The organism is candidate division KSB1 bacterium (assembly GCA_034506395.1).
Classification (GTDB): domain Bacteria; phylum Zhuqueibacterota; class Zhuqueibacteria; order Thermofontimicrobiales; family Thermofontimicrobiaceae; genus Thermofontimicrobium.
Genome location: JAPDPQ010000010.1, coordinates 1 through 25,559 on the forward strand (window position 1 = coordinate 1; position 25,559 = coordinate 25,559).

Annotated in this window: 16 protein-coding genes; 8 read left to right on the plus strand and 8 right to left on the minus strand. The window is 45.7% G+C overall.

Translation table 11 applies throughout. The annotated features are described in order from the left end of the window. Positions 1–160: 160 nt before the first annotated feature. From ONB37_08265 to ONB37_08290, 6 genes are all read right to left on the minus strand, one after another. Positions 161–1,216 carry a 6-bladed beta-propeller gene (locus ONB37_08265; GenBank protein MDZ7400140.1) on the minus strand — a complete coding sequence of 352 codons (1,056 nt, stop codon included), beginning with the start codon at positions 1,214–1,216 and terminating at the stop codon, positions 161–163. A gap of 111 nt (positions 1,217–1,327) precedes the next feature. After that, positions 1,328–1,573: a hypothetical protein gene (locus tag ONB37_08270; protein ID MDZ7400141.1), complete on the minus strand. Its 246-nt coding sequence runs from the start codon at positions 1,571–1,573 to the stop codon at positions 1,328–1,330. An 11-nt stretch (positions 1,574–1,584) separates the two neighbouring features. Continuing rightward, positions 1,585–1,818 carry a hypothetical protein gene (locus ONB37_08275; GenBank protein MDZ7400142.1) on the minus strand — a complete coding sequence of 78 codons (234 nt, stop codon included), beginning with the start codon at positions 1,816–1,818 and terminating at the stop codon, positions 1,585–1,587. 50 nt (positions 1,819–1,868) lie between these two features. Beyond that, positions 1,869–2,282: a hypothetical protein gene (locus ONB37_08280; protein MDZ7400143.1), complete on the minus strand. Its 414-nt coding sequence runs from the start codon at positions 2,280–2,282 to the stop codon at positions 1,869–1,871. A 600-nt stretch (positions 2,283–2,882) separates the two neighbouring features. Further along, complete coding sequence (locus tag ONB37_08285; GenBank protein ID MDZ7400144.1) at positions 2,883–6,128, minus strand: efflux RND transporter permease subunit; 3,246 nt, start codon at positions 6,126–6,128, stop codon at positions 2,883–2,885. A 606-nt stretch (positions 6,129–6,734) separates the two neighbouring features. Continuing rightward, positions 6,735–8,018, minus strand: coding sequence for an efflux RND transporter periplasmic adaptor subunit (locus ONB37_08290; protein ID MDZ7400145.1), 1,284 nt, complete (start codon positions 8,016–8,018; stop codon positions 6,735–6,737). A 989-nt stretch (positions 8,019–9,007) separates the two neighbouring features. On the opposite strand from ONB37_08290, the gene ONB37_08295 reads away from it, so the two are divergent. After that, positions 9,008–9,904 (plus strand): homocysteine S-methyltransferase family protein, encoded by an 897-nt coding sequence (locus ONB37_08295; GenBank protein MDZ7400146.1) that lies wholly within the window; start codon positions 9,008–9,010, stop codon positions 9,902–9,904. A gap of 414 nt (positions 9,905–10,318) precedes the next feature. Here the strand turns inward: ONB37_08295 and ONB37_08300 are convergent, their stop codons facing one another. Next, complete coding sequence (locus ONB37_08300) at positions 10,319–11,254, minus strand: Clp1/GlmU family protein (protein ID MDZ7400147.1); 936 nt, start codon at positions 11,252–11,254, stop codon at positions 10,319–10,321. A 118-nt stretch (positions 11,255–11,372) separates the two neighbouring features. Beyond that, positions 11,373–12,404 (minus strand): SPASM domain-containing protein, encoded by a 1,032-nt coding sequence (locus tag ONB37_08305; GenBank protein ID MDZ7400148.1) that lies wholly within the window; start codon positions 12,402–12,404, stop codon positions 11,373–11,375. 811 nt (positions 12,405–13,215) lie between these two features. Here ONB37_08305 and ONB37_08310 point away from each other — a divergent pair. The 7 genes from ONB37_08310 to ONB37_08340 all read left to right on the plus strand — a co-directional run bounded on the left by ONB37_08310 (position 13,216) and on the right by ONB37_08340 (position 25,448). Continuing rightward, a complete protein-coding gene (locus ONB37_08310; protein MDZ7400149.1) occupies positions 13,216–13,866 on the plus strand; it encodes a TetR/AcrR family transcriptional regulator in 651 nt (216 codons plus the stop codon). A 455-nt stretch (positions 13,867–14,321) separates the two neighbouring features. Continuing rightward, positions 14,322–17,114, plus strand: a complete 2,793-nt coding sequence (locus ONB37_08315) for a TonB-dependent receptor (protein MDZ7400150.1) — start codon at positions 14,322–14,324, stop codon at positions 17,112–17,114. Positions 17,115–17,351: 237 nt separating this feature from the next. After that, positions 17,352–19,190, plus strand: coding sequence for a T9SS type A sorting domain-containing protein (locus ONB37_08320; GenBank protein ID MDZ7400151.1), 1,839 nt, complete (start codon positions 17,352–17,354; stop codon positions 19,188–19,190). Between the two features lie 110 nt (positions 19,191–19,300). Beyond that, positions 19,301–20,812 carry an alkaline phosphatase D family protein gene (locus ONB37_08325; GenBank protein MDZ7400152.1) on the plus strand — a complete coding sequence of 504 codons (1,512 nt, stop codon included), beginning with the start codon at positions 19,301–19,303 and terminating at the stop codon, positions 20,810–20,812. 384 nt (positions 20,813–21,196) lie between these two features. Continuing rightward, entirely contained in the window at positions 21,197–22,120 is a 924-nt protein-coding gene (locus ONB37_08330; GenBank protein MDZ7400153.1) for a dihydrodipicolinate synthase family protein, read from the plus strand. A 28-nt stretch (positions 22,121–22,148) separates the two neighbouring features. Beyond that, on the plus strand, positions 22,149–23,576 hold the full coding sequence (locus ONB37_08335; GenBank protein ID MDZ7400154.1) for a hypothetical protein: 1,428 nt from the start codon (positions 22,149–22,151) through the stop codon (positions 23,574–23,576). A 282-nt stretch (positions 23,577–23,858) separates the two neighbouring features. Next, complete coding sequence (locus tag ONB37_08340; protein MDZ7400155.1) at positions 23,859–25,448, plus strand: hypothetical protein; 1,590 nt, start codon at positions 23,859–23,861, stop codon at positions 25,446–25,448. Positions 25,449–25,559 lie beyond the last annotated feature (111 nt).

Consider the following 25,559-nt stretch of genomic DNA (forward strand, 5'->3'; position numbering starts at 1 on the left):
TTTTATAATCGGCAACGGCTGCATTCGGCGTTGGGGTATCAAACACCAGCCGAATATACCGTTTTAAAAAAAGCAGCCTAACTTAACTAACTGTCCATTTTTTTATTGCAATACCATATTAGCAATCGCTATTCAAGAGCAAAGCTTAAATAAAAGTTAGCTAATCTAAATAAGCTTCACAAACAACTACCTCTGGTCTTTCCTCTGCCTTTAAGATATAGAATTCATAAAAATTAGATTTGATTTTAATAACTTTAAAATCAGCGAGATAAAATGGATCTCCAGAATGGCTGAGCCGAAATCTCCGCAAAAATTCTCCTTCAAAATTAAATTGATCTATAATGATATCATCTGCATAGAGACCAAGAAAAATTCCTTCAGAATTTATATCAAAAGCGTTGAATAGAAACCTAAGCGATATTATTGTAGCTCCTCCTTTAATAATTGGCTTTACTTTATAATTATCAGATATTAATTTCTTATAATTAGCTTTCTCAAAATTATAACTATTAATAATTTTTCCATCTAAATCGTATATATTTAATTTGGGATAATACCTAAAAAGAACGTATAATTTATTATTATAAATTTTCAATAAACAGCTGCTTACAATCCAATTTATTTTCGTGTTAACAAATTCTATATATTCTCCGAATTGTCCTAGCTTTTTTCCCTCATTATCGTCAATGACCGAAATAAGAGCTGAGTTTCTGCCAACATCAGGTCCTGTCGCTAAATAAGAATAAATTTTGCCATCCTTATGAGCAATAGCTTCAGCGATATTTGGGGTCATAAAAGAAGATAGATATTGCCCTTCTTTATCAAATATCTGGATTCGACGATTTCCTTGATCAACGACAAATAAGCGTCCATTATTATAACAAAAAACATGCTGCCTATTAAATTCCCCAGGGCCTTGGCCTTTATGCCCTATTTGAGAGATAAATTTTCCCTCTTTTGAATACTTGAGAATCGAATTTAGCTTATAATCACAGATGTAAATATTATTTTGCTCATCAAAATCCATAGCCGTTGGATGCGCTAAGACGATTTCATCTCGTTCATTAGGAAACGAAAATTTTATTTTAAGATTATACTGTTTCATCCCTGCTATTGTAAATGCTTTTTCCCAAATTGGTAATAGAACAATAATAAAAAGAAGAACATTAAAAATGGTAAATAAATTCAAACCAACATTGATTTGCTTGATATTCATAACACATCTACCTATTCATTTATTTATTGGTTTTAATAAAGAAGTTATTAAATAACAAGCAATAATAGGCACCCAAAAGATGGGTGCCTATTTATTGCCTGTTGCCAATTACTACTCAAAATTACATAAAACTCTTGTTCCATCTTGACATCTTAGTATGCAAGAAGATTCCACTGAACCTTTACCGTTGCATCCAGCAGATCCTGTGCAACCAATAATATCATTACACCTTAGATCACCACGACTATCACACGCTAATGCCACCTTGGGCCCAAAATCGGTGAATGTGATGAATAAATTGAAGAAAACAATCATCAGCATAACCACCATCAAAGGCCAGGCAAATCTTTTATTCATAGCGTCCTCCTTCAGTTATGTCCTTTCTCATAAGCTAATTGAGGATAATTCCTTGTTAATTTATTCGACTCATAAAACCTTCTCGCCACCTCTCCCAAAAAATTGCTTCTCGGCTGGCCATGGGGCACAAGCTCTTGTCCCGTCTCTCGGTGAAGTAAGCCATAGCTGTACAACGTGGCAATGATCTCTGGCCGTGAGCTGATGTCATAACCCGCCCGTCTCCAACGCTGAATGATCTGCCTCATGTGAATGGCAGCTAACAGACAATTGGTCGAATCCGCTTTCAGTATGCGGATTAGATCCGCATCAGTTCGGTACTGAGGTGAGGCACCCAGCGATGATAGTAGCGCTCAATGCAATATTCTGATGAACTATCCAAGGCAGTTGCCACGATCCATTTCGCCGTATTGACCCTGATCTGAGCCAATCCAATGGAGGAATTGTGGCCTAAATACGCATAAACATCCTCAAACGAATCCACCAGGGTTACATTGAGCCGTTTCTCTGCATAGATGATGCTCGCTAATAACCGAGGGTCTATATCCAGTCGTTCGGCGCTGGTGCGGATCAATTCGGCTTTCTGACACAGCTCGGCTAAGATCTCCTGTTCAGGAGTACCAGTGAAAATAAAATATTCTTTGTATAAATACCACCCTCCGCCAAGAAAAAGACAAATGATGGAGAGCAATAGCCACATCGGCAGCTTCATAATGAGCTTTTCTATTTGAATTTACTATGAGATGGCGTTGTTTATTAATATGAAAACCAGAAAACCCAAATTGCACTCCTCACTCATAAAGGGACTGCAATTTGGGTTTTGTCAGGTGAATTTATTGTTATTCGCAACTATTTGATAAATAGATAAATGGGGGGGGGGTAAAAATGTACCCGCTGTTATCTGCTATTTGATTTATTTTTGCAAATGATTTGATCATAACCAAATTCCAAACACCGAATCAATTAATCGATCATTTCAGCTCTTTATTTGGAAATTTTCGAATGATAACCTTTGGGTGCTAAATTGCTTGGTGAGTTAATCAAATCAGGAAATGATGTTCAAGTTGCAAGATCAATCGCAGAACAATCATAATAAATTAGTTTTAAATTGTCAAGCAAAATTTGCAATGATTTAAAATATTTTGTATAAAATATTAGCGAATCTAACTAATTGATATATCAACTAAATAAACCCTGCTCAGTTGCGGCATAGGAACATCAAATTTGAATGAAATGTGCAATGACCAGCAAGAAACATTGCTTAAGTAACAGCTTTAGTTTATTATTTCACCTGCAGGTTGGCATTTGCGCTTTATTGCTTAATTTCCCTTGCCAGGAACGTATAAAATACGGGCACGGCCAATAAGGTGACAATGGTGGAAATGAACAATCCCAGGAGCATGGCGAGCGCCAGGGGCCGTTGCAGCTCGGCGCCTTCGCCGAAACCGATCGCCATGGGCAAGAGACCCAGAATCGTGGTGATCGAGGTCATGATGATGGGACGGAAGCGCTTCTCGCTGGCGTCAAAGATCGCCTCCCGAACCGAATAGCCCTCTCGTCGGCGCTGGTTGATGAAATCGACTTTGACGATGGAATCGTTCACGGCAATGCCTGCCAGAACGATCAAGCCGATAAATGAGATGACATTCAGGCCAAAGCCCGTGAGCCAGAAAATGATAGCGATGGAGGCTAAGGTCAAGGGGATGTCCAACAAAATAATAAATGGGTATTTTAGCGATTCGAATTGGGCGGCCATGATCATGTAGATCAGCACGACAGCCAGGATCATGGCGAAAATTAAGCTGCGGAACGAGCGATAGACCTCTTCCTGCTCGCCACCGATGACGACCTGGTAATCGGAGGGTAATTGTGTTTCCGATAGTATCTGGCGGATGTCCTGGATCACCGCGCTGAGGCTTCGGCCTTTGAGATTGGCCAGCAAGCTGATCTGACGGTGCTGTTCTTCGTGCCGGATTTCGCTCGGTCCGAATGATGGTGTAATTGAGATAAATTCCCGCAGGGGCACGCTAATCTTGCTGGCCGAAATAGGCAGATTCAACAGGTCATTTAAATTGTTGCGCTGAGCCAGGGGAGGGCGAACCATGATTGCGATCTTGCGGTCGAAGTCCTTGAATTCGGTGGCCTGCTGCCCAGCTAAATAATATTTGATGAAATTGGCGATCTGGGCCACGGAAAAGCCATAGCGCCCGGCCTTTTCGCGATCGATCTCAATGCGATATTCGGGTTGCCCTTCGATATAATCCGAGTGCAGATCTTTGAGTCCCCGAATCGTAGCTAATTTTGCCCTCATAGAATCCGCAATGGTTCGGCAGGCGGTGAGATCCGCGCTGCGAATTTTGATGACCACTGGTGGCGCCGAGGTACCGAGAATTTGCTGAATGATGTGTTCTCCGCTATCGATTGAAAATTCGAATTGGCGGATAGACTCGGCATATTGGCGCAGGGCAGCGATGACCTGGGCGGTAGATTGGGAACGGTTGGACTTTAAGCGGACCTGAATTTTGGCGCGATGGATGGCGGCCTCTTCGACCATTTGGGATGCTTGATCTTCGCTGATGCCAATGGTAGAGAAAACGGCGACGACATCGGGATGGGCGACCAGCCATTGTTCGATTTTCGAGGCAGCACGTTCCGTAGCTTCCAGAGTGCTGCCGACCGGCAATGACAGTCTAACGGTGAATTCGCCCTGATCGACCAGCGGCATGAGCTGACGATTCATGCGCAACATGCCAATGGTACCAGCGATGAAGATGAGCAGGACGGTGAGCAGGAACTTGCTGCGATTGGCCAGGGTCCAGATCAACAATTGATGATAGGAATCATAAATGCGCTTGAGCTGCCGATCGAAAAATTGGAATATTGGCTCGAACCATTGGCTAAGCCGTACATGGGTTTTATGCCTCACTTTTTGGATGCTCAAGACAATTTGCGTTTTTGCTGCTTTGAAAGAGTTGCTGAGATAATAAAAGACCGTCAAAATTGGGTTAAGTAGCCAACGCCAAGACCTTTTCTGAAATCGCTTCAGTTTTGTTGCTATTGAATCGGTGATGGTTGCATTGGGTTGTTGCCACTGAGCGCGGAAACGACAGCTCAACATGGGCAGCAACGTCAGCGCGATCACGAGGGATGCCAACAACGAAAAAATAACGGTGACTGCCTGGTCGCGGAACAATTGGCCAGCGACGCCATAGAGATAGACCACGGGCAAAAAAATGGCAATGGTGGTCAGGGTTGACGCAGTGATGGGCATGGCGACCTCTTTGGCGCCCAGAAAGGCGGCGTCGGCTAATGCCCGGCCTTCTTGACGATGGCGGAAGATGTTCTCCATGACAATGATGGAATTATCGACCAGCATGCCGACGCCCAGTGCCAATCCGCCCAGGGACATGATATTGAGCGTGATGCCAGCAAAATAGAGCAGGGCAAAGGTTGCAATGACGGAGATGGGGATCGAAAGGGCGATATTCACGGGATTTCTGAAGTCATGCAAGAAAACAAACAACACCAGAAAAGCGAGGATCGCCCCCAGGATGAGATTTTGGAGGACATTGCTGATGGCGCTGGAGATGAAGCGAGCCCCATCGTAAGCGACAGAGAGGTGGAGCGATGGATATTCACTCCGCAGTTGATCCAGAATGCGATGAATCAGTCTGGACACGATGACCGTATTGGCGCCAGCGTCCTTGCGAATGATGATGCCAATGCTCTCCTCGTTATTGAAGCGGGTGATGCTTTGGCGCTCCCGAAAACCATCGATGACGCGGCCGATATCGCTGATGCGGATTTGTGAGCCATCGGGATGATTGGCGACGACGACGCGCTCAATTTCCATGATGGATTGGAATTCGCCCAGGGTTCGGAGCGCATAGCGATAAAGCCCTTTTTTCACTGTGCCGCCCGCAATGCTGTAATTGGCCAATTCCAAGGCCTGAGCGATTTTCTCTGGGGCTAAATGAAGCGCAGTGGCTTTGGTTTGGTCGACTTCGACTTGAATTTCTCGATCGAAACCGCCAGTCACCGTTGCCATGGCGACGCCATCGATCTGTTCCAGCCGTCGTTTGAACACATTATGGGCCAATTCTTTGAGATGAACTAAATTGCTGCCAGAGAGAGAAATTGCCATGATCGGTTGGCTACGGGGGTCGATGCGAAGAATGTTGGGTCGTTCCACTTCCCTAGGCAAAATCCAGCGCAATTGATCCAGCTTTTCCCGGATGCTAAGCGTGGCAAAATCCATATTGGTCCCCCAAAGAAACTCGACGGTGACCAGTGATAGGCCGCTGCGGGAGATCGAATAGGTGCGCCGGATATTGGCGACCGTTCCGATCGCCTCCTCGATGGGATTGGTGATCATTTCTTCGACCTCACGGGGGCCCATTGCGGTCGCTGCGGTCCAAATGGTGAGACGAGGATAGGAGAGATCGGGCAGCAGATCAACGGGTAACTGAATTAGCGATATGATGCCAATGAGAATTACAGCCACGAAAAACATGGCTGTGGCGACTGGGCGATCGATTGAGAGTTGAGAGATGTGCATTTTTCTATGTTCAGCTCTGTTCTGTTTTTTTATCTTTTGAATTTTCTGTAAATGGGCAATTGGATATTTAGTTCTTAGATGGTAAAATCGTAATGCATCGGGCAAGAATACTTTGACCGCGAATTCCGCTAATTAGCTCTTGATGCAAAATCATCATAACCTGATAAATTGTCATGCCTATGCATGCAGACATCTCATTTTTTGGTTAACTTAAGCATCAGTCAAACAAGAGATTCCTGCATTCGCAGAAATGACATCGTTTCTTTTGATTTCCATTTTTGCAACAGAAACGAATTATTCGAATTACGGGACTCCGCCAGTTGGTTGATTAGCGAAATTGGCTTAATTCGCGAAATTAGCTTTTAAAAGCCTTTTTTGTTTTGGCTTGTCCAGCCTGATTCATCAGGTATTTGATTAATTAATTTTTATTGCAAAATGCGGAATAGGATTAAATCATGTCATTCCTGCGAATGCAGGAGTCTCTAAGCGGCTAACGTAATCATCCGAGGTGCCCGCTTGCGCAGATATGACAGTTTAACCTGCTTTTATTAGTTTCTCGAAAAAGCTAATGCGCGGTTAATATCACCATCCCCAAACATCCGACTCTTACTCGCCCTCATTTATTAGTTTCACTTCCGCATCGTGGGCGAGGGTGTAATGACCCGAAGTAATGACCAGGTCGCCAGCCTGAAATGGAAAATTGGTGTTCAGGATTTCGATATATTCATCATTTTCTAAGCCAGTTTCAACATAATTCCATTTGGCTAGCAGCTTACCTTCGTCATTTTTTTGGACCGCAAAAATTAAGGTTCGCTGGTCACGGGTTAAAACTGCCTCCCTGGGGACTAAAAGTCGATCGTGATAAATCTGGGCATCGATTTTAACGTAAGCGAACATTCCTGCTTTAATGCGATTGTTGGGATTGGGCATTTCGACGGTCACGCGACAGGTTTTATGGTCTGGATCAATAATGGGATTGATGGTGATGACGTTGCCCTCGAATTTTTCGCTTGGAAATGCGGGAAGTTCGATAGTAGCTTTTCTCCCAACTGCCAAATGCTGAACTTCGCTTTCGAGCACTCCGACATTGACCCGAAGCCGAGATAGATTGAGCAATTTGCAACATTCTTTCCCTGCTGAAATGAATTGCCCATTTCGAACTGAGAGATCTCCGATCTGTCCTGAGAATGGCGCTCGAATCTCGCATCGGGAGAGATTAAGCTGGGCCCGTTCATAATCGATGAGGGCAGATGAAAATCCAGTTCTACTCGCAACCATTTCTTCGTGGCGAACGCCGCGCAAAATTTGGGCGCTTTGATAATCCAGCCAGATTTTTTGATAGCTGGCTTCATCTAACTCACCGTCATGATAGCGTTGAAGGGCATCTTTCCACTGCTTTTCTAATTGTTCAGAGCGATTAATTGCAGACGAATCGATCAATTGATCGAGCGCTTTACGATCCAGTTTTTGCACCTCATATTCAGAACGCGCCTTCAGCAATTTTTGTCGTGCATCGTTCAGCGCGAGCTGATATTCTCGGTCGTCCAGTTTGATCAATAGATCTCCTGAGCTGACCAATTTTCCCTCATAAATGGGCAATTCGACGATTTCGCCGCTGATCTTGGGCATGATAGTGACTTGTTGAATCGCTTCAGTTTGACCAGACGCTGAAACGCGGATAATTAAGTCTCCGCGATGAGATGGCTTAGCAGAGACCATTACTGGAACGATCTCAGGTATGTTTCCTTCTTGGCTGCTTTGCTCAGCAGTTTTGTTCGATAAAGATGTGGAGTTCTTTTTCAATTTTGAGACGATAAATAGGGCAGAAGAAGCAAAAATTGCGCACAGCAACAGCACCAAAATAATAGAACGGAGGGTCTTTTTCGACATGATTTTCATTCCTATCAGCTTAATTGTCATTGAATTGATAAGGCAAAATATAAAATATTGCGAGCGATTCACTCAAAGCTTCATGGACAGAAAAGCATGCATTTTGTTTTTTTTTACTCATTTTGAGTAAATAGGTTTCGAGACATCTCTATTGTATTAGTGTCACAGGTTTACCCTCGGCATGTTCGGATCAGCTTGCCATGATCATCGCTATTCCTCACAATTTTGTTGATTGCGCGATTGAGCTATGGATTGAATTACCGAAAATTTTAGATGAATTCAATTTCAATTTAATAAGCTCTCTTGATTTGGTTTATTCAAAGATAAAAACAGGATCATAAAGCAAATCGACTTGACTTCTGAAAAAGGGGTGCTGATCCAATTGAAACGTTGATCTAAGGGATTAGAGCAACGGAATCAGCTTTTCGAATTTTTCCAAAATCAATTAGATGCGAACGTAAAATGCAATTGATTCTTTTAATTTCATTCGCGAATAGGATAGGGGAATTGGATTTGGTTTTTTGGTCTACCAAATTTCACCTTTTAGGACCAGGGATGAAATTTTCAAATTTTTTCTTGAAATTCTGATTTTATGAGTGTATATTTGCTGCAATTTTTTTGGGAATCCATGAGAAAAATGGAGAGGCTATTATTTGTTCAATACTTCAGGCTGGTAGGTTTGGGAGTGGCGAATAGCTTCATTGTATCGGAGGTTTATTTATTGCTTTTACCTTCATAGCTCTGATTGTGGTTTGAAAAATAAGATACTGAGTAGCGAGCTATATAGGGAGAGAATGCTATTTTTAGGATCCATCCTTTGTCTGATTGCTCGATCATGACCATCCAGCGCTTGTGAGTTCACAAATACTGCCAGTTGCCAAATTTAAAAGACGATTCTTTCGATTTGGCAGTATGTTTTAATGTAAATGCTGATTTCAAAATTGTAGATAAGAAAAAATTGTTTGCGAACAACAGAAGGGAGCATAATTATGAAGAGAGGGTCAATTGTCGCTGCCGTGAAAAGCGGCAAAATTCTCGTGTCCGATGGGGCTTGGGGGACGATGCTGTATAAAAAGGGATTGATGCCAGGGGATTGTCCTGAGCGGTGGTGTTTAGAGCGGCCAAGGGATGTGCTGGAGATAGCGCAAGGGTACATTGAAGCTGGGGCGGACATGGTGCAGACCAACAGCTTTGGTGGCACTCGGATCAAATTGGGCTATTGTGGTTTGGCCGATCGGGCGGCTGAGATCAATGAGATTGCGGCACGGCTTTCTCGGCAAGCGGCAGGGGATGATCATTGGGTCATTGCCTCGATGGGGCCGACTGGAAAGATGCTCCTCATGGGAGAGGTCACTGAAGAGGAGCTATATGATGCCTTTAAAGAACAAGCCATGGCGCTCGAGCGTGGCGGCGCGGACGCACTCTGTATCGAGACCATGATGGCGACTGATGAGGCTGCGGTAGCGATTCGGGCGGCGCGGGAAAATACCGATTGCGAAGTCATCTGCACATTTACCTTCGATCGAACTGTTTCTGGTGACTATCGGACGCTGATGGGGACGACTCCCCAAGAGGCGACTCGCGCTGCGCTTGATGCCGGCGCTCAGATCATCGGCACCAATTGTGGTAACGGATTCGAGCGGATGATCGATATTGTCCGAGCCATTCGGCAGGAAGCTCCAGACGCTCCGCTGCTGGTCCACGCCAATGCCGGTCTGCCCAAAAATATCAACGGCGTGGATGTCTTCCCTGATACTCCAGAACAAATGGGTTCGTTGGTCCCAGCCCTCATTGAAGCGGGAGCGAACATCATTGGTGGTTGTTGTGGCACAACACCAGATCACATTCGCGCGATTAGAGCCGCCGTGGACAGGTTGAAACGATGATTCTTTTGTTTGGGGAATCAAAAGCACTTCAATTTTAAACGTGCAAATGTTGCTTTCAATTTTGCATATTTTTATCTGATCCTTTCTCATGGGTCTGATGCTTAGAGAGAGATTGCTGCATTCGCAGCAATGACATCGTTTCATGGCATGGGAGGGGTTTTCTTTATCTGGTCGTTTCTCACGGGTCTGATGCTTAGAGAGAGATTGCTGCATTCGCAGCAATGACATCGTTTCATGGCATGGGAGGGTTTTCTTTATATGGTCGTTTCTCACGGGTCTGATGCTCAGAGAGAGATTGCTGCATTCGCAGCAATGACATCGTTTCATGGCATAAGTGAGTTTTCTCTATCAGGTCATTTAACATTTAAGGAGGCTTAGAAATTGAGCCGACTGGGAGTCATCAACTAGATCCGATCAGTTGCCTTTCTGAACGTTGGGGTTTTGATCGGCTGGCTTAGCTAATTCATGAATGCGCCAAGGAAAAAGCTGTTGTCCCTCAAGGTTCAAGTAGATCGAGCCAAATTGAAGGAAATGGATTTTCTCTGGATTGAGCTGGGGGGCATAAATTTGAATTTTTTTATTTACCAAATCAACGGATTGAATGATTCCTAGGGCTATCACAAAGTTATTGACATCGCAACACGCCACTAGCAGCGAGCGATACCGAGATGGGTCTTTTAAATTTGGAATTCGGCCATGAAAGCTGATCCCTTTTAGCGGAATATCCTGAGAGACGGCGGTTTCGAAGTAACGCTTGAATTTTAGCGTGCGGTATTCCTTTCGCATTGCTGGATTTCTCGAAATAATCGCTCTGGAAGGCTCGAGATGGAACAAGCGAATGGTGGGATGCTGTTGGTAGCTGTGCGTCCATCGGAGATCATTGTCAGGTCGTTGTAAGACGATGAGAAACCGAGGCTGCAGCACATCGATCACGCGAAATTGGAATTCTCGGGCGACTGGATCCAATACAAATCCTGAGGAATCGAGGACGATCCAATGGGCGCCAAGCGATTGGGCATGTTCGGTCAATTTCTTGATCCCAACCAAAGTTTGTAATAGGTGGCCTCGAGGTGTGGTCGATCCTACAAAGTACAGATAGATGCTGGGCGATGTATCCTTTGAATGAAACGGGATTTTTAGACCAATGGTGGTCGGCGGGCCAATGAGCGATTGTCCTGGATCGCAATCGATATAAGCGCTGAGATGGCGCTGAGCAAGGTTTTCAGCGAGATAAGTGCATAAGGTACTTTTCCCCGTATCATTGGCTCCGATGACGTAAATGATCCCGCCCCGTGATTCCTGTCTAATTTGATCAAGTAAGGCCTGCCAGTTTTGTTCGACAACGCCCATTGTGTTCTTCCAGCAAATTATTTCCGATGTGAATTTCGCTAGTAGTTGAGCAACTATGGCGCTTGGGCTATTTTTGAATTAATAATCGCTTCGTAGTCGTAGTGTAAGAGAATAATCCTCACTTCAGAAACAATTTGAAACTATTTGCCATGACTCCAAAATTGAACTCCCAAAACAATGATGATTCGATGACCCCGGAATCTACACAGCGCGAGCAATTTTCTGCCTGCTGCTGCAATTGTCTTAATTGAGGGGATTCGATAATGTCCCTGAGTGGTTGCTTATAGACATTGCCAAGCGGATGAGATCGGTTCTGGCAGTTAGTGACGCTGCCATCCGGCTCCACTCGGATGCTGATTTTCGGTGCATGGCAGCGATAGCGGACTTCGCCCCTAATGAACAAATTCAAATAAGCGAGCGAATTGTTAATAGCGTGGTGCTGTTTCTTGAGCAATAGAATCTCCCGAAATCGAGCGCGCTCCACTGGGACTGGTAGTCTCAGATCGACTGATGTCCGATCATCTTCCCGTGGAAATTCGACGAGTCCCTGGTTCACAGATTCGAAAGTGATGGAGAGATTCAATCGCTCCGCCAATTGGACTAATGGTTCGATCGCATCATCATTGAGGCGGCTGATCACCGAATTGATAAAGATTTTCAATCTGGGATTTAAGCGTTGCACCTGGTCGATTCCAGAAAGGGCGCGGTCAAATAGGCCAGGCACACTTCTCAATTCATCATGGCGCTGATCTGGAAGATCGATAGAGACGATCAGAAAGTCCAGATATTGAGACAAGTTGGGAGCTTGCTCGGGAAGAAAATAGCCGTTGGTGATCACCCCAGCCGCCAAACCAATGCGATGGCAATGCTTCAAGATGTCGACCAAGTCTTGACGCAGCAGGGGCTCGCCACCCCAAAATGTAGTTGCGATGAAGCCCAACGCCCGTGCCTGGGAGTAGAATTCGATAATTTTGGACGTATCGAACTGTTCGTGCGAGTGGCCGCGCCAGAGACAAGTTGGGCAATGGGCGAAACAGCGTGTGGTGATCAAATGGGAAATAAAGAATGGCCGATGGGTGCAAAATCGCGATCGAAGCACAGCGTGCATGGCGCAGGCAAATCTTCGCAAGCGATCAAAGCTTTTGGACATGACCTTCATCCCCAATTGATTATCTTGCGAACTATTTGAATTGTTCATAGATTTGAAAATGGCGCATTAGCGTAGTCATCAAAATAAAATTGGACAACTGAGAAACAACCAAATCTAAAACAAGGAGCTATTGCAGAATGATCCTTTTTTAGCACTGAGTTCACGCAAATGAACGGACAATTGAATATCGAAAATCATCCTTCTTTGATTTTCGCGCATGGCTAACCCAGCTTTATTGGAAATTCAGGTGATAAAAAAAAGACTTGACATTCAAGAAAAAATTATTATATTAATAGAGCATCGCTCTATTAAATATAGAGCGATGCTCTACTCCTTAAGATAACGGATCAATTCGAGATGAAGTTTGCAGACCTCGAACTGGAGAGCATATTTGATTTAGATATTTTCATCCTTGGAATTCCATCCGATCAAGATCGCTCGTAGGTCATGTTTCAGAGTTAATTGGCGTTTTGGACTTTCTTTTGAATATATTCGATGAAAAAAAATCGGATCCAAATTCGCTTTTCCTTCTTATGGCACCTAATTTTTTCTTTAAGCTACTCTACTCGTTTAACTGGCTATTTCATCAAAAGTTTTCCATCTCAACATACGCATTTAAATTTTTCTGGCAACAGGGCACAAAAAAGGGGCGAAATCATTCATCGCGAGCTCTTTCAAGCGCTCGAAGATGTAACAAATCTCTTTTCTTCATTCAACAAAAGGAGAGATCCGAACAACCGAGATTCTAATTTTGCGGATGAGGATTTTTTTCCAATAAATATCATTGGACAAATTCTTGGGAGAGATTCCTATGAAAAGGTCTGCTTCCAAAAAAAATCAGGACAAGTATGAAGATATCTTGATTGCTGCAAAAAGGTTGTTTTCGAAACAAGGCTACGAGAAAACTTCGGTGCGACAGATCGTTGAAGAAGCGAATACTTCAATGGGCAATTTGTATTTTCATTTCCCAAATAAATTGGCAATTTTGAAAACCATTTGCAAGAACTATATCAATATCCTTCGCCAACAAATTTATGAAGTCCATAAGCTATCGCTCCCCCCGGAAGTCGGCTTTGCATTAGATTTAAAGATCGGCTATATCAACACGCTCGAAAATCCCAAGCTTTTCCCACTCTGGTTGGTCATCCGTCGCATTCCTGAGATCCATAAGTACTCGCTGGAAAATAAAAAAATCCGATTGAAGACCTTCTTTGGGGATCAGATCCCAGCAGAGGAGTTGGATTTGCTGGCGATTGCGATTCAGGGGATTGCGGATTCTTTTTATGAACAGAAAAAGGCAGGAAAATTGCCGAAGAATTTAACGAAACCAGGTTACCAGATCATCGATTTTGCGTTGCGTCTGCTGGGCTATTCCCGGGAAAGGATTCGGGAAGTCATCGAACAGGTGGAAGATTATATTCAAAAAGAAAACATCACGATTGCCGATTATTTCAAGGATTAACGATGGCAGTTGATCGTGACCAAGCATCGAGCAAGAGGGGGTGATCATAGCACAGAGAATCAATGTCAAATCGTGCTGCTGTTACCGCTGGCAGCTATTGAGATAGGCGTGATCAGCCATTAGAAGCTTTCAAAGTGCTGATATTAAAAGCGAGTGGAGAAAGCGATTGTGACTTGTGATCAATGATAATTAGCGAGAGCGTAATACGGAGTCACGGCTCGAATTCGCGGAGAGCCAGACAGAACTGACCTCACGCATTGGATGATCGCATTGTTTTCTCTCGGGCGAGAATGGCCTAATTGAAGTTCGCGTTATATAGGTGTCTTCGGAATTAGCTGAGAAGGAGGTGAGGCAATCAAATCAAGAATGAATGATGGTCATAAAAAGTTACACTAAATAAGTCCCTAATCCAAGGATGTCTATCCACGCAAAAGCAGAAGGAGCAGGAGGATATTATGAGTCTGTCAAAATTAGCGATTTGGTTAGGCGTGCTTGTGATCGCTATTGGATTCTTTGTTGGCGATTTAAGCGCGCAGGTCAGCGGGAGAATTGTCGGTCGCGTGACCGATTCGAGCACTGGCAATTATCTTCCTGGCGCGAATGTGATGATCAAAGGGACCAATATGGGAGCGGCAACTGGGCGACAGGGAGAATTTGTGATTTCAAATGTTCCCCCAGGCAGCTATACTCTCGTTGTGAGTTACATCGGGTATGAGGAATTTTCGACATCGGTCAGCGTCACTGTCGGTGGTACCACGCGGCAGGATGTTGCGCTTAAGGTGAGCTATGTGGAGATGGAGCAGGTGGTCGTTGAAGGGATTCGGCAGGGGCAGGTGAAGGCGCTCAGCCAGCAGCGGACCTCAGCAACGATCCAGAACGTGGTAGCCCAAGAGATGATTGAGCGATTTCCCGATGAAAATACGGCTGACGTATTGAAGCGCATCCCTGGGGTCTATATTCAAAACAGCTTGGGTGAAGGAAGGTTCGCATTGATTCGCGGCACAGATCCGAGGTTGAATATTATTACTGTAAACGGCGAGAAATTAGCCACGAACCGCACCGAGGAACGGTATCCGCAATTGGACATTATCGGCTCTAGCCAACTGGCCTCAGTGGAAGTGACCAAAGCATTGACACCCGATATGGATGGCGATGCTATCGGTGGTTCCATCAATTTGGTCACCCGGAGCGCCTTCGATTATCCGGGTCGACGGATCGACATCACAGTGGGCAGTGGTTATGCGAACATCGATGCCAAGCCTATCGGTCAAGGCAAGATCCATTTCAGCAATGTATTCGGCGCCAATCGGAAGTTGGGCTTCAGTATTACTGCCAACTGGGATCAAAAAGAACGCGGCACCCATAATACCGAACCCCGCTGGGCGGATAAAGAGGACATCAACAAAAACAAAATCCCGTTCGCGTTGACCGAAGTGACCTTGATGGATTACAATTCCACCTTCACTCGATATGGTTTGGGCGGCAGCTTGGAGTATCGGCTGTCGGAGAACCATCAATGGAATTTACGCGGCTTGTACAGTCTATTTCGGGATGAGACTTTTCGTCCAAGAATGCGGCTGCGCGTCGATCGCGGCAAATACCTGAACCCAGAAGGAACGCTCACCCAGGATTCCCGGATCGTCCGGGATCACACCTGGCGGATCGAAAATTTGTACCAGCAAAATTACTCATTTGGCGGCCTGCATAAATTCGGCAACATGACGCTCGATTATACGGCGGCGTATAGTTATGCCGATGAAAAGCATCCCGACCAGTATCTTTCCGAATGGGATTTCGACAAAAAGGTCAACTTGGCCCTCGACCTATCTCTGCCAGAAGCCCCCAAATGGACTTTTGCTAATATCGCTGATTCATTACAGTACGATCCAACCCTCTATACACTAAGCCAGTTTGATTACCGCAGTACCACAGCTACGAATACCATCACTACGGGTGCTGCGAATTTTAAAATGCCATATAATCTCTTCAGCCTCCCTGCGGAATTGAAACTCGGCATCAAAGCGAATATGTCTAAAAAGGATCGGGATGAAGATCGCTGGCGCTATAAATGGACCGGCAAAACGAAGATCAAATTGAATCAACTGGCGAGCGATGAGGAAGAGAAAGATTTCTTCAATGGCGAGTATGAGATATTCGGACCTGTGCCTGATCAGAAGAAAGTGGCAGATTTCATCAAAGCTTACAAACCAGATTCAATATCAGCGGAGCTGCGTTATTGGGATTCTGAAGGGCAGAATTTTGTCGCCAATGAAATGGTTTATGCGTACTACGCTATGACAACGGTGAATGTGGGCAAATTCATGTTCCTCGGCGGCCTGCGCCATGAATTCACCCAGAACGAATACGATGGCACCCAACTCTTTTTCAATGATAAGGGTGCTTTCTCCAGTATGGAGCGGGTGAAAGCGAAGCGAGATTATAATAATATCCTGCCCATGGTTCATCTGCGCTATCGGTTGACCCCAATGACCAACGTCAGGTTGGCTTATACTCATGCGATTGCTCGGCCTAACTATTGGGATTATGCGCCGTACTTCTTCGTTGATCCCAGCGGCAAAAAGATCGATGCGGGCAATCCTGATTTAAAGCCTACTACTTCGAAAAACGTCGATTTGATGTTCGAGCATTATTTTGGTGGCATTGGTATCGCTTCAGGTGGCTTCTTCTACAAGAAGCTCGATGACATCATCTACGTGGAGACCTCCAAAGTCGTTGGCGGCACTTGGGATGGTTTTACCAAAGAGCAGGCCATTAACGGCGGTTCAGCCAATCTGTTCGGATTTGAGTTGAATTGGCAACAAGAGTTCTCCTTCCTGCCCGGTTTCTTGAGCGGATTTGGTATTTACGCCAACTATACCCATACCTGGTCCGATGCGGAGATGTTGGGACGGGAAGGCGTTCTGCCCGGACAGGCTGGCGATGTAGCCAATGCCTCATTGGCTTATGAAAAGTATGGCTTCTCGGCTCGGCTCAGTGCCAGTTATCGGGATAAATTTATTGTCGCTGTGGGCCAGGATAAACCGCGGGATGAGTGGATGGATAAGCATCTGCAAATCGATTTCTCCGCCACGTATAATATCCTACCGTGGATGCAGGCATATTTCGAAGCGATCAACCTCACCAACGAGCCCTCTTATAAATACTTGGGAGAGCGAAGCCGTCCATTGGTGGTGGAGTATTTCTCGTGGTGGATGAAAGGTGGGTTGAAGTTCAGATTCGGTAGCTAATTTATCAAAGGACCTTCACCTTAGCAGACCGTATCACAACAGATGATTATGTCATTCCGAACGGAGCGCAGCGGAGTGAGGAATCTTTATGTTCCAGAGACAAATTTGCTTAAAAAGATTCCTCGCTTCGCTCGGAATGACATTCTGAATGAAATCCTCAACGTTTTCAACCCTGCTGAAAGAGGTGACGGCCACGTTTGATGGAATACTCTATTCATGGCTTAGGAGGATCTTCCGATGAACCTGTTCAAGCGATGCCTCGCGTGTTGCTTGTGGCTGGTGATCATTTCGATGCTGGCGACAAAATCTTTTTCGCAGACGATCAATATTTCTCCGACCAGTCTGTACTTCGGAAAAATTCCAGAGGGCAAAGAAGCAGTAAGAGATTTGTTGCTCTTCAATATCAGCCTTCAGCCGCTGAAGATCAACAGATTGCGGATTCAGGGAACTGATGCTTCGTTATTTTCTCTGGTAACAGATCCTGGAACGGTGACGCTGAATCTGGCGGAGATGCTCATTGTGCCCATTAAATTTAAACCAGCCATCGAAGGGACGTTCTCGGCGCAAATTGTGGTCGAAAGCAATGCCAGCACGAGCCCGAACGTTATTGAAATGAACGGCGAAGGCACGGATCTCGATCGAGGAATGATCACGTTTGAACGGATCTTCGGAGGCCCGAATTTCGATGGCGCGGGCTCTGTCCGCATCACGGCCGATGGCGGTTATCTCATCGCCGGATCGACGATCCGAGTCGATCAGGAATATTCCGACGCTTTTTTGGCAAAACTGGATATTTATGGTCACATCGAATGGAGCGAATGGTACGGCGAAGAGGAATGGAGCGAAGGTTTTTCCCGAGCGATTAGTGCCCTGGATGGTGGCTATATTTGTGTGGGGTCTCACGCCAATAGCCAGGCAAAAGATGAACCCAACGTCTATATCGTCAAGACCGATGCCAAAGGAAAATTGCTTTGGCAAAAGTCTTACGGTCGCACACCTTTTAAGCCTGATGAGGGCTCGGATATTATCCCTGCCAGCGATGGAAATGGTTACATCATTGCGGGTCGATCGACCACGGCGCAGGATGAGAACGCTTATATCATCAAAATCGATGTAAACGGGAATCGCTTGTGGGATAAAGTCTATGGGGGGCCAGCGGGCGAAAATGCGGCAACGATTCAAGCAACTCTGGACGGCGGCTATATTTTTCTGGGATCGACCAGTTCCTATAAAACTGGAGGAGCAGGCGATTATGATTTTTATGTCGTCAAAATCGATGCTTCGGGCAATGTGATCTGGGAGAAAAACTATGGCGGCTCCGATTGGGATCGAGGTGGCTCGCTCATTTCTGCCGTTGACGGTGGTTATCTTTTATCAGGCTGGACCTCCAGCCCTGAATTTGGCGCGGCGGCTCGTGATATTTATTTGATAAAAATCGATGCCAATGGCAATAAACAATGGCAGAAGCTTTACGGCTGGGAACATCACGATTACGCTAACGACATCATTGCCACCCTGGAAGGTGGTTATCTCATGGTCGGAAGTTCGGAGCGCTATTACGATGCGCCAATGGAAACCTGGCGGGCAGATCTGTATATCATTAAAATCGATTTTGCGGGTAATGAACAATGGAGCAAACTCTATGGCGGTCTAAAGGGCGAGGGTGCTTCCAGCGTACGTCAGACCAGCGATGGCGGATATATCGTTGCTGGCGGCACGGGAAGTTATAGCAGGGATTCGGACATCTATCTGCTCAAATTGGATCGATCAGGTGGTTTTACACCAATCGTTAATTCACCAGAGGCCGTGCTTGGAAAATTTCATTTGGCGCAGAATTATCCTAATCCATTCAATAGCAGTACCAATATCCGTTATCAACTACCCCACAAAACGACGGTTCAAATTACAATCTACAATATTTATGGACAGATCATTCGGACTCTGATTCATGAATCTCAAACCGCAGGCTCATACCACATCCGAGTTGAAGCCGACGATCTGCCCAGCGGTCTGTATCTCTACCAAATCAAAACCAATGAATTTTCTGAGACGAAACGGATGTTGCTGGTGAAATAGTGAAAGATTATCCCTTGCATCAGGAGCGGAATGGAGTTTAGTCCTCAGGATTTTATTTCAAAAGCGAGAATAAAGAAATTTGTATATCAAGAGGAAATGCAATCATAATCATGCCGAGAATTTTGATCTTTATAATGACAGTGAGTTCCTGTTTCGTACTGCACCACGACGCCGCAGGAATTGATCGTAATGATGCTGTCTATTTTGCTACCGGATACAAGATTGGTGAAGTCACCTCAAATTCTGCCGTCGTATGGGCGCGCTTAACAGCCAGCCCTGAACGAAATTGGCATGGAATTGTCCCCAATCCCCACGAAAGTCCAACTCGAGTGATGCAGGATGTGCCCAATATCCCTGTGCGCCTTTGGGAAGGATCAGCCGCGGGCGCAGACGGAGAGGTTCGAATTATTTATTCAACTTCTCCTGATTTGAAGGGGGCTAAAATGAGCGCATGGAGAAGAGTAGATCCCAATGCAGACTTTACATATCAATTCAAATTAGATCAACTCGAACCCAATATGCGGTATTATTTGCAGCTTGAAGGACGCACCAGGGCAAATGGACCGATAACCAAGAGCGCTCCAGGTTCGTTTCGAACTGCCCCGGGTCCCGATGATATCCAAACAATCTGGTTTGCTGTTAGTTCATGCCAGATGTACTACCATCGGGAGCATCGTGACGGATTCACTATTTACCCGTCGATGATGCGGTGCTTTAAATCACTCCCCGATTTTATGGTGCGCATCGGTGATGCAGTGTACTACGATCGTGACAATCCGCGAGCTAAAAATGTGGAACTCTGTCGACTCCACTGGCAACGGATGTATTCCTTACCCTTTCTGAAAGAATTTCATTACAACGTTCCTTGTTACTGGATGAAGGATGATCATGATACGTTTTTCGATGATTGCTGGCGCACCTATGAAGCGCCCTGGATAGAACCGCTGACGTTCGAGGACGGTGAGCGTGTTTTCAGGGAACAAACTCCAGCATCTCCTAGTGGCGAATGGTATCGCACCGTACGTTGGGGAAAGAATCTTCAAATTTGGCTGTTAGAAGGCCGCTCTTACCGATCCCCCAACGAGATGCCAGACGGACCCGAAAAGACCATCTGGGGAACTGAACAAAAGTCATGGCTCAAGCGAACATTACTGGAGAGCAACGCTACGTTCAAGGTCGTTTTAAGCCCCTCGGCCATTGTCGGGCCAGACAATCCTGATCAGGAGGACAACCATTCGGACGATGCTTTTTTTCACGAGGGCAATGAATTCCGTCAGTGGACGAAGGAGAATCACCTCGACCACCTCTACATTATCAATGGGGATCGTCATTGGCAATACATGTCCACCGATCCCAAGAGCGGATTGCGCGAGTTTAGCTGTGGCCCTTCTTCGGACATGCACGCTGTTCAGGGTCCTGGATATAATATCAAGTACCATTCATTTTACCGTCCCAAAGGTGGTTTCATCAGTGTTACCGTATCAGAAGGTGAACAAAAAGTTCTGGCAAGGCCCCAGCGGATCGTTTTTGAAGCGAGTGTCCCAACAATCAATATCCGTTTTCATGATGTCGACGGGAACATCCTTTATGAATACCGCGATACCGCACTACCAAACCGATAAATGATTTCAGATAGGGTCAATATAATAGACTTCTGCAAAATACGCGAATCAGTCATTCCGAGCGAGGCGAGGAATCTCTTAATGATTTTAATAGTATTTTTCAGTTTGCTGGTAACTAATGTCAACCTAAGCGGATGATGTCATTCTGAGCGACCCCTGGGAGCGAAGAATCTCCTGTTTTAGCGAAATAGCGAGCATTTACCGGAGATATTCTTCGTCGCGTCGCTCCTCAGAATGACAGCAACTCCCCCATGTATTCGCACAGGTCGACGCCAAAGGCCTACTGCCAGATCCTCGCAATGAATGCTGAATCCTAAATTTGTGAATTTTCGCCCATATCACATTTGAATTGAGACTTGAATAACATAAAACAACGAGCGAGCATTGAAAAAACAAAAAAAATATTACGGCGTGATCGTCCCAATGGTCACGCCCTTTACTGAACAAGGCAAGCTGGATGAAGCCGCGACCATCAAAATTCTCGATCTCATTGTAAGCAATGGAGCCTTTCCGTTCATATTAGGGACGACTGGCGAGGCAGCCTCTATCCCGTTTCAAACTCGTGTGCAACTGAGCAAACTGGTTTTGAAACAAGTTGAGCAACGCACCACAATTTATGCAGGAATTTCTGACAACTGTTTAGAAAACTCAGTGACCTTAGCACAAGAATTATATAAACTAGGAATTCGTGTTTTTGTGGCCCATTTGCCCTCATACTACCCGCTCACGCCCGATATGATGCTTCGCTATTACGAAACTCTGGCAGAGCGATGTCCAGGTGAATTGATGATCTACAATATCAAATCCACCACCCACATGTCTTTACCGTTGGAGGTGATTGAGCGTCTCAGCCAGCATCCTAAAATCGTTGGGCTGAAAGATTCGGAACGTGACGTGGAGCGGTTGAATAGTCTCGCGGTAAAATTTAGTGGCCGTCAGGATTTCTGTTTGCTGTGTGGATGGACAGCTCAATCAACCAAGATGCTGCTGATGGGGTTTGATGGCATTGTTCCCAGCACTGGCAATTTGATCCCGAAAAAGTTTGTTGATTTGTATAAGGCGGTGCAACGAGGGGATATAACCATTGCAAACAAATTGCAAGCGGAAATCGCACCCATCGTTGATCTTCATCAAAAGGATATGCTCGGCAGTGAATCCATAGCAGCGCTCAAGGTGATGATGAGTGAATTGGGATTGTGTCTGCCATGGGTTCTGCCGCCATTGATCCGATTAAAACCTGAAAAAGAACAACAAATCAAAAACCAGATGCGAACCATCCTTTCAGGTAAACCCTTGCAAAAGTCATGAATCCTTTAAAGCGTGGTAGAACTGCACCATGAGAAATCTATCTATCAAGAATTTCAAATTAAGGTGCATCATCATTATTTTGATGCAATTCAATTTTCAAGTAGCTTTCACCCAATTTTCAAAAAATCCGATTCATTTAAAACCAGGCCCCCATCTTTTTATTGATGACTATCTCATCGAGTCGCAAATCTTCATCAGCCGAACCATAATCCACCCAGCGAAGCTGCCAGAGCCAATCATTACAGCCGGCAAAGATCGGGACCAATGTTTTCAGCCATACATGAGCGTGCTGCGTGATTCTGACACCAAACGCTTTCGCATCTGGTATAATACGCCTGAAACTGCCAGCCAATCGCACATCGGCTACATGGAATCGGAGGATGGGATCCATTGGATTCGGCCCCATCAGATATTGAAGGACCCACATCCGATTAAATTTGGCGTAACTGTCCTCGATCGTGGCAAAGATTTTGTCGATCCCAACCAGCGCTATGTGCTTGCTTCGTACTATAAAGATGGTGTAATGATCGCCACCTCGCCGGATGGCCTCAATTGGAAAGCGCTCGCTGACACTTCGGTGCTCAAACACAATCACGATATCACCTCATTGCACTGGGATCCGATTCACAAGCACTATCTTGCTATTGTCTCGGTCTGGCACCGAAGGGAGGACTGGCAGGATAACCAACGCATCCCGCATCAAAGCATCAGCCACGATCTGATTCATTGGGAGAAGCCCTGGCCCATCATCATGCCGAAAATCGGTGCCCCGATCGAGCAGGGTGAAATGCAATTTTATTCCATGTCGGGCGTCATTGCTCGGGGTGATCTGCTCATTGGATTGGTGAAAGTGCTCCGAGATGATCTGAACGCCACGCCTGGCAAAACGGCTAAGGAAATGGGTGATCTTGATCGCAAGGCAGCGGGCCTGGGCTATACCGTGCTCGCTTGGACCCGTGATGGTCGCACTTGGCAGCGGGATCACGAGCCGTTTCTGGATCGCACTTATGTGCCCGGTTCTTGGGATCATGCGATGGCCTGGGGCGATGAGCAAATCATCGTCGGCGATGAAACGTTTATTTATTACGGCGGTTATGCCCGAGGCCACAAAGTCGCCCGCTTCGATGAACGGCAGATCGGGCTGGCTCGGATGCCCCGAGACCGCTACGTCGCCCGAGAAGCGGATCTGAATCTGGGAACTTTGATCACAAAGCCTGTCATTTTGAATGCTGGCTCCATGACAGTCAATGCTAAAGTCATCGGCGAAATGCGGATTCGTTTGTTGGATAAAAATGCCAGTCCACTGCCCAATTTTGATTGGGTCGAAATCAAAGGCGACGGCGTTGCCCTGCCTGTAAATTGGAAGTGTGATCTCAGCGTGCTGAAAGGAAAACCCGTTCAGATAGAATTTCAAATGAAATTTGCCCAGTTGTTTGGGTTTGAGTTGCTTAATTAATTTTTCTGGAGAAGATATTTGGTAAGTCTACATTTTGACATTCTCCTCAATCACCTACCCGCTATTCGGCGGCTACTTCCTACAGTCGCTTCAAAGGGTGACTTTTTCAGTCTTTTCCCCTCTTTGAAGGGGGGTAAGGGGGATGTCGGTTTTTTCTGTGGAATGATTTTTTTCATCATTTCATTTTTTCTGCTTCAGTCAAACGTATGGTCAGGAAATCCAATACAAAATCCAATCATCACTATCCACCAGGATTTCAGCACCGACCCTGGCTGGGAGGGCGTGAACAATCGGGTGCAATGCCAGGATTGCCCGACCATCACGCAGGATTTTGGCTGGAAACCCACCAATCATAATGGCGATGGCATTGGCGAGATCAGTGGCGTCATCTGGCGATCAACTATCCCTGCTTATTACGCCATGCCCATTGGTCCGCTTTCGTTCAAAGATAGTTTCAGTGCATCGGGCAAATTAGCGGTGATCGCTCCGTCGGAGGAAGGCTTCGGTTTTTATATCGGCTTTTTCAATAGCGAGCGCCAGGGCTGGCGGGTCTGGTCGTCCTGTGGATTTCGAATGGGTGAAGTGATAAATGGAAGAGCACGCTTTCATCTGGATTACAAGACAGGAAAAGCGGCTGGCGCTATCCTCAATCCCGACATCGAAATCCCCTGCGATGGCTCAGTGCATCGCTGGGAATTGAGCTACGAACCTGATGTCACCGTGGCCGAGAGCTGGCCCGATCCTCGCCTGCCCAAATGGATCGGCAGCACCTCCAACGTTCATGAAGATGAAATTTTCATGCGAGCGAAAAAGGATGCGCCTTCGATAACGAAAACAGAATTGCACGAATTGCTTTTAAAAGCACGGGATGCGGGATTGGTGGATCACTGGTATCGCAAGGGCAGCTATCATCTCTGGAATATCGAAAAAGATGCTGCTCAGATGAAAGGTAGAATTACATTCAAATTTGATGATCATCCTGCTGTCAGCTATTTCCTTCTGCCAGGGCATCGGGGGCATCCCAGCGCCATTGACCGCTTTGGAGTGTACAACATGCAAATTTATCACGGCAGCATGGAATTTTATCTCTCCGATCTGATCGTCAACGGCGAAAGGATCGAATTGGCGCAAGACCCGCATTGGGTAGGGCTGAATCATCATATCACTTTCAAACAAACCGACTTTCATGCGGCGCAGAATTTCGGCTATTGTCAGACCAACTGGGCGGGAACAGGGCCAGGCGAGATCGGCGGCCGATTTTACGGCACCGAGGTGATCGATCCACTGCATGGCTATTACGCCGATGACATTGGTCATCTGACTCTCGATGATCCTATTTCATTTTCTGGCTGGATTAATTTTGTCGAAGGCGCTGTGGACGGCCGAATGCTGATCGGCTATTTCAATCGTGCAGCGAGGATAGCGGACATTCAAGGCGAATACAAAGGCAATCCTCCGCATGAGTTCATCGGCATCGAGGTGATGGATCAGACCAGAATTGGCTATTCTTTTACAGCGGTTTGCTCTCCCAGACAGGAAATTGCCATTGAACAACGAGGTCCGATTTTTATTCCCGATCGCATCAAGCGACCATTCTCATTTCAATATAATCCAGCCGCTGGACGAGCAGGCAGGATTACAATGACGCTGGCAGCAGACACATTTTCTGTGGATTTGACGCCAGAGCAACGAAAAATCGGGGCCTCGTTCGATCGCTTTGGTTTGCTCAATCCCCGCAAAGGCGGGAAGTATGTGGACGTCTATTTCGATGATCTGACCTATGTGACCAGGCGAGCTGTCGTTTTTCAGTCGAGGCTCTATCGACAGGAGATTACGATAGTTCCGTATCCGAAGATGGGGAGAAAATATTAGAGAAATTCCAAATGTCAATACTCAAAACCCAAATAATATCCAATTTCAAAATTTCAAAATTCAAATGATAATAGGATCGTCTAATATTCGCAGATCAAATATTCGATTTTA

What these genes read in the sequence shown, in the direction of transcription:
- ONB37_08315 (MDZ7400150.1), top strand. Translation starts at nt 14,322, where the DNA reads ATGAGTCTGTCAAAATTAGCGATTTGGTTAGGCGTGCTTGTGATCGCT.
- ONB37_08300 (MDZ7400147.1), bottom strand. Translation starts at nt 11,254, where the DNA reads ATGGGCGTTGTCGAACAAAACTGGCAGGCCTTACTTGATCAAATTAGA.
- ONB37_08270 (MDZ7400141.1), bottom strand. Translation starts at nt 1,573, where the DNA reads ATGAATAAAAGATTTGCCTGGCCTTTGATGGTGGTTATGCTGATGATT.
- ONB37_08265 (MDZ7400140.1), bottom strand. Translation starts at nt 1,216, where the DNA reads ATGAATATCAAGCAAATCAATGTTGGTTTGAATTTATTTACCATTTTT.
- ONB37_08305 (MDZ7400148.1), bottom strand. Translation starts at nt 12,404, where the DNA reads ATGTCCAAAAGCTTTGATCGCTTGCGAAGATTTGCCTGCGCCATGCAC.
- ONB37_08290 (MDZ7400145.1), bottom strand. Translation starts at nt 8,018, where the DNA reads ATGTCGAAAAAGACCCTCCGTTCTATTATTTTGGTGCTGTTGCTGTGC.
- ONB37_08280 (MDZ7400143.1), bottom strand. Translation starts at nt 2,282, where the DNA reads ATGAAGCTGCCGATGTGGCTATTGCTCTCCATCATTTGTCTTTTTCTT.
- ONB37_08285 (MDZ7400144.1), bottom strand. Translation starts at nt 6,128, where the DNA reads ATGCACATCTCTCAACTCTCAATCGATCGCCCAGTCGCCACAGCCATG.
- ONB37_08320 (MDZ7400151.1), top strand. Translation starts at nt 17,352, where the DNA reads ATGAACCTGTTCAAGCGATGCCTCGCGTGTTGCTTGTGGCTGGTGATC.
- ONB37_08275 (MDZ7400142.1), bottom strand. Translation starts at nt 1,818, where the DNA reads ATGAGGCAGATCATTCAGCGTTGGAGACGGGCGGGTTATGACATCAGC.
- ONB37_08335 (MDZ7400154.1), top strand. Translation starts at nt 22,149, where the DNA reads ATGAGAAATCTATCTATCAAGAATTTCAAATTAAGGTGCATCATCATT.
- ONB37_08310 (MDZ7400149.1), top strand. Translation starts at nt 13,216, where the DNA reads ATGAAAAGGTCTGCTTCCAAAAAAAATCAGGACAAGTATGAAGATATC.
- ONB37_08295 (MDZ7400146.1), top strand. Translation starts at nt 9,008, where the DNA reads ATGAAGAGAGGGTCAATTGTCGCTGCCGTGAAAAGCGGCAAAATTCTC.
- ONB37_08325 (MDZ7400152.1), top strand. Translation starts at nt 19,301, where the DNA reads ATGCCGAGAATTTTGATCTTTATAATGACAGTGAGTTCCTGTTTCGTA.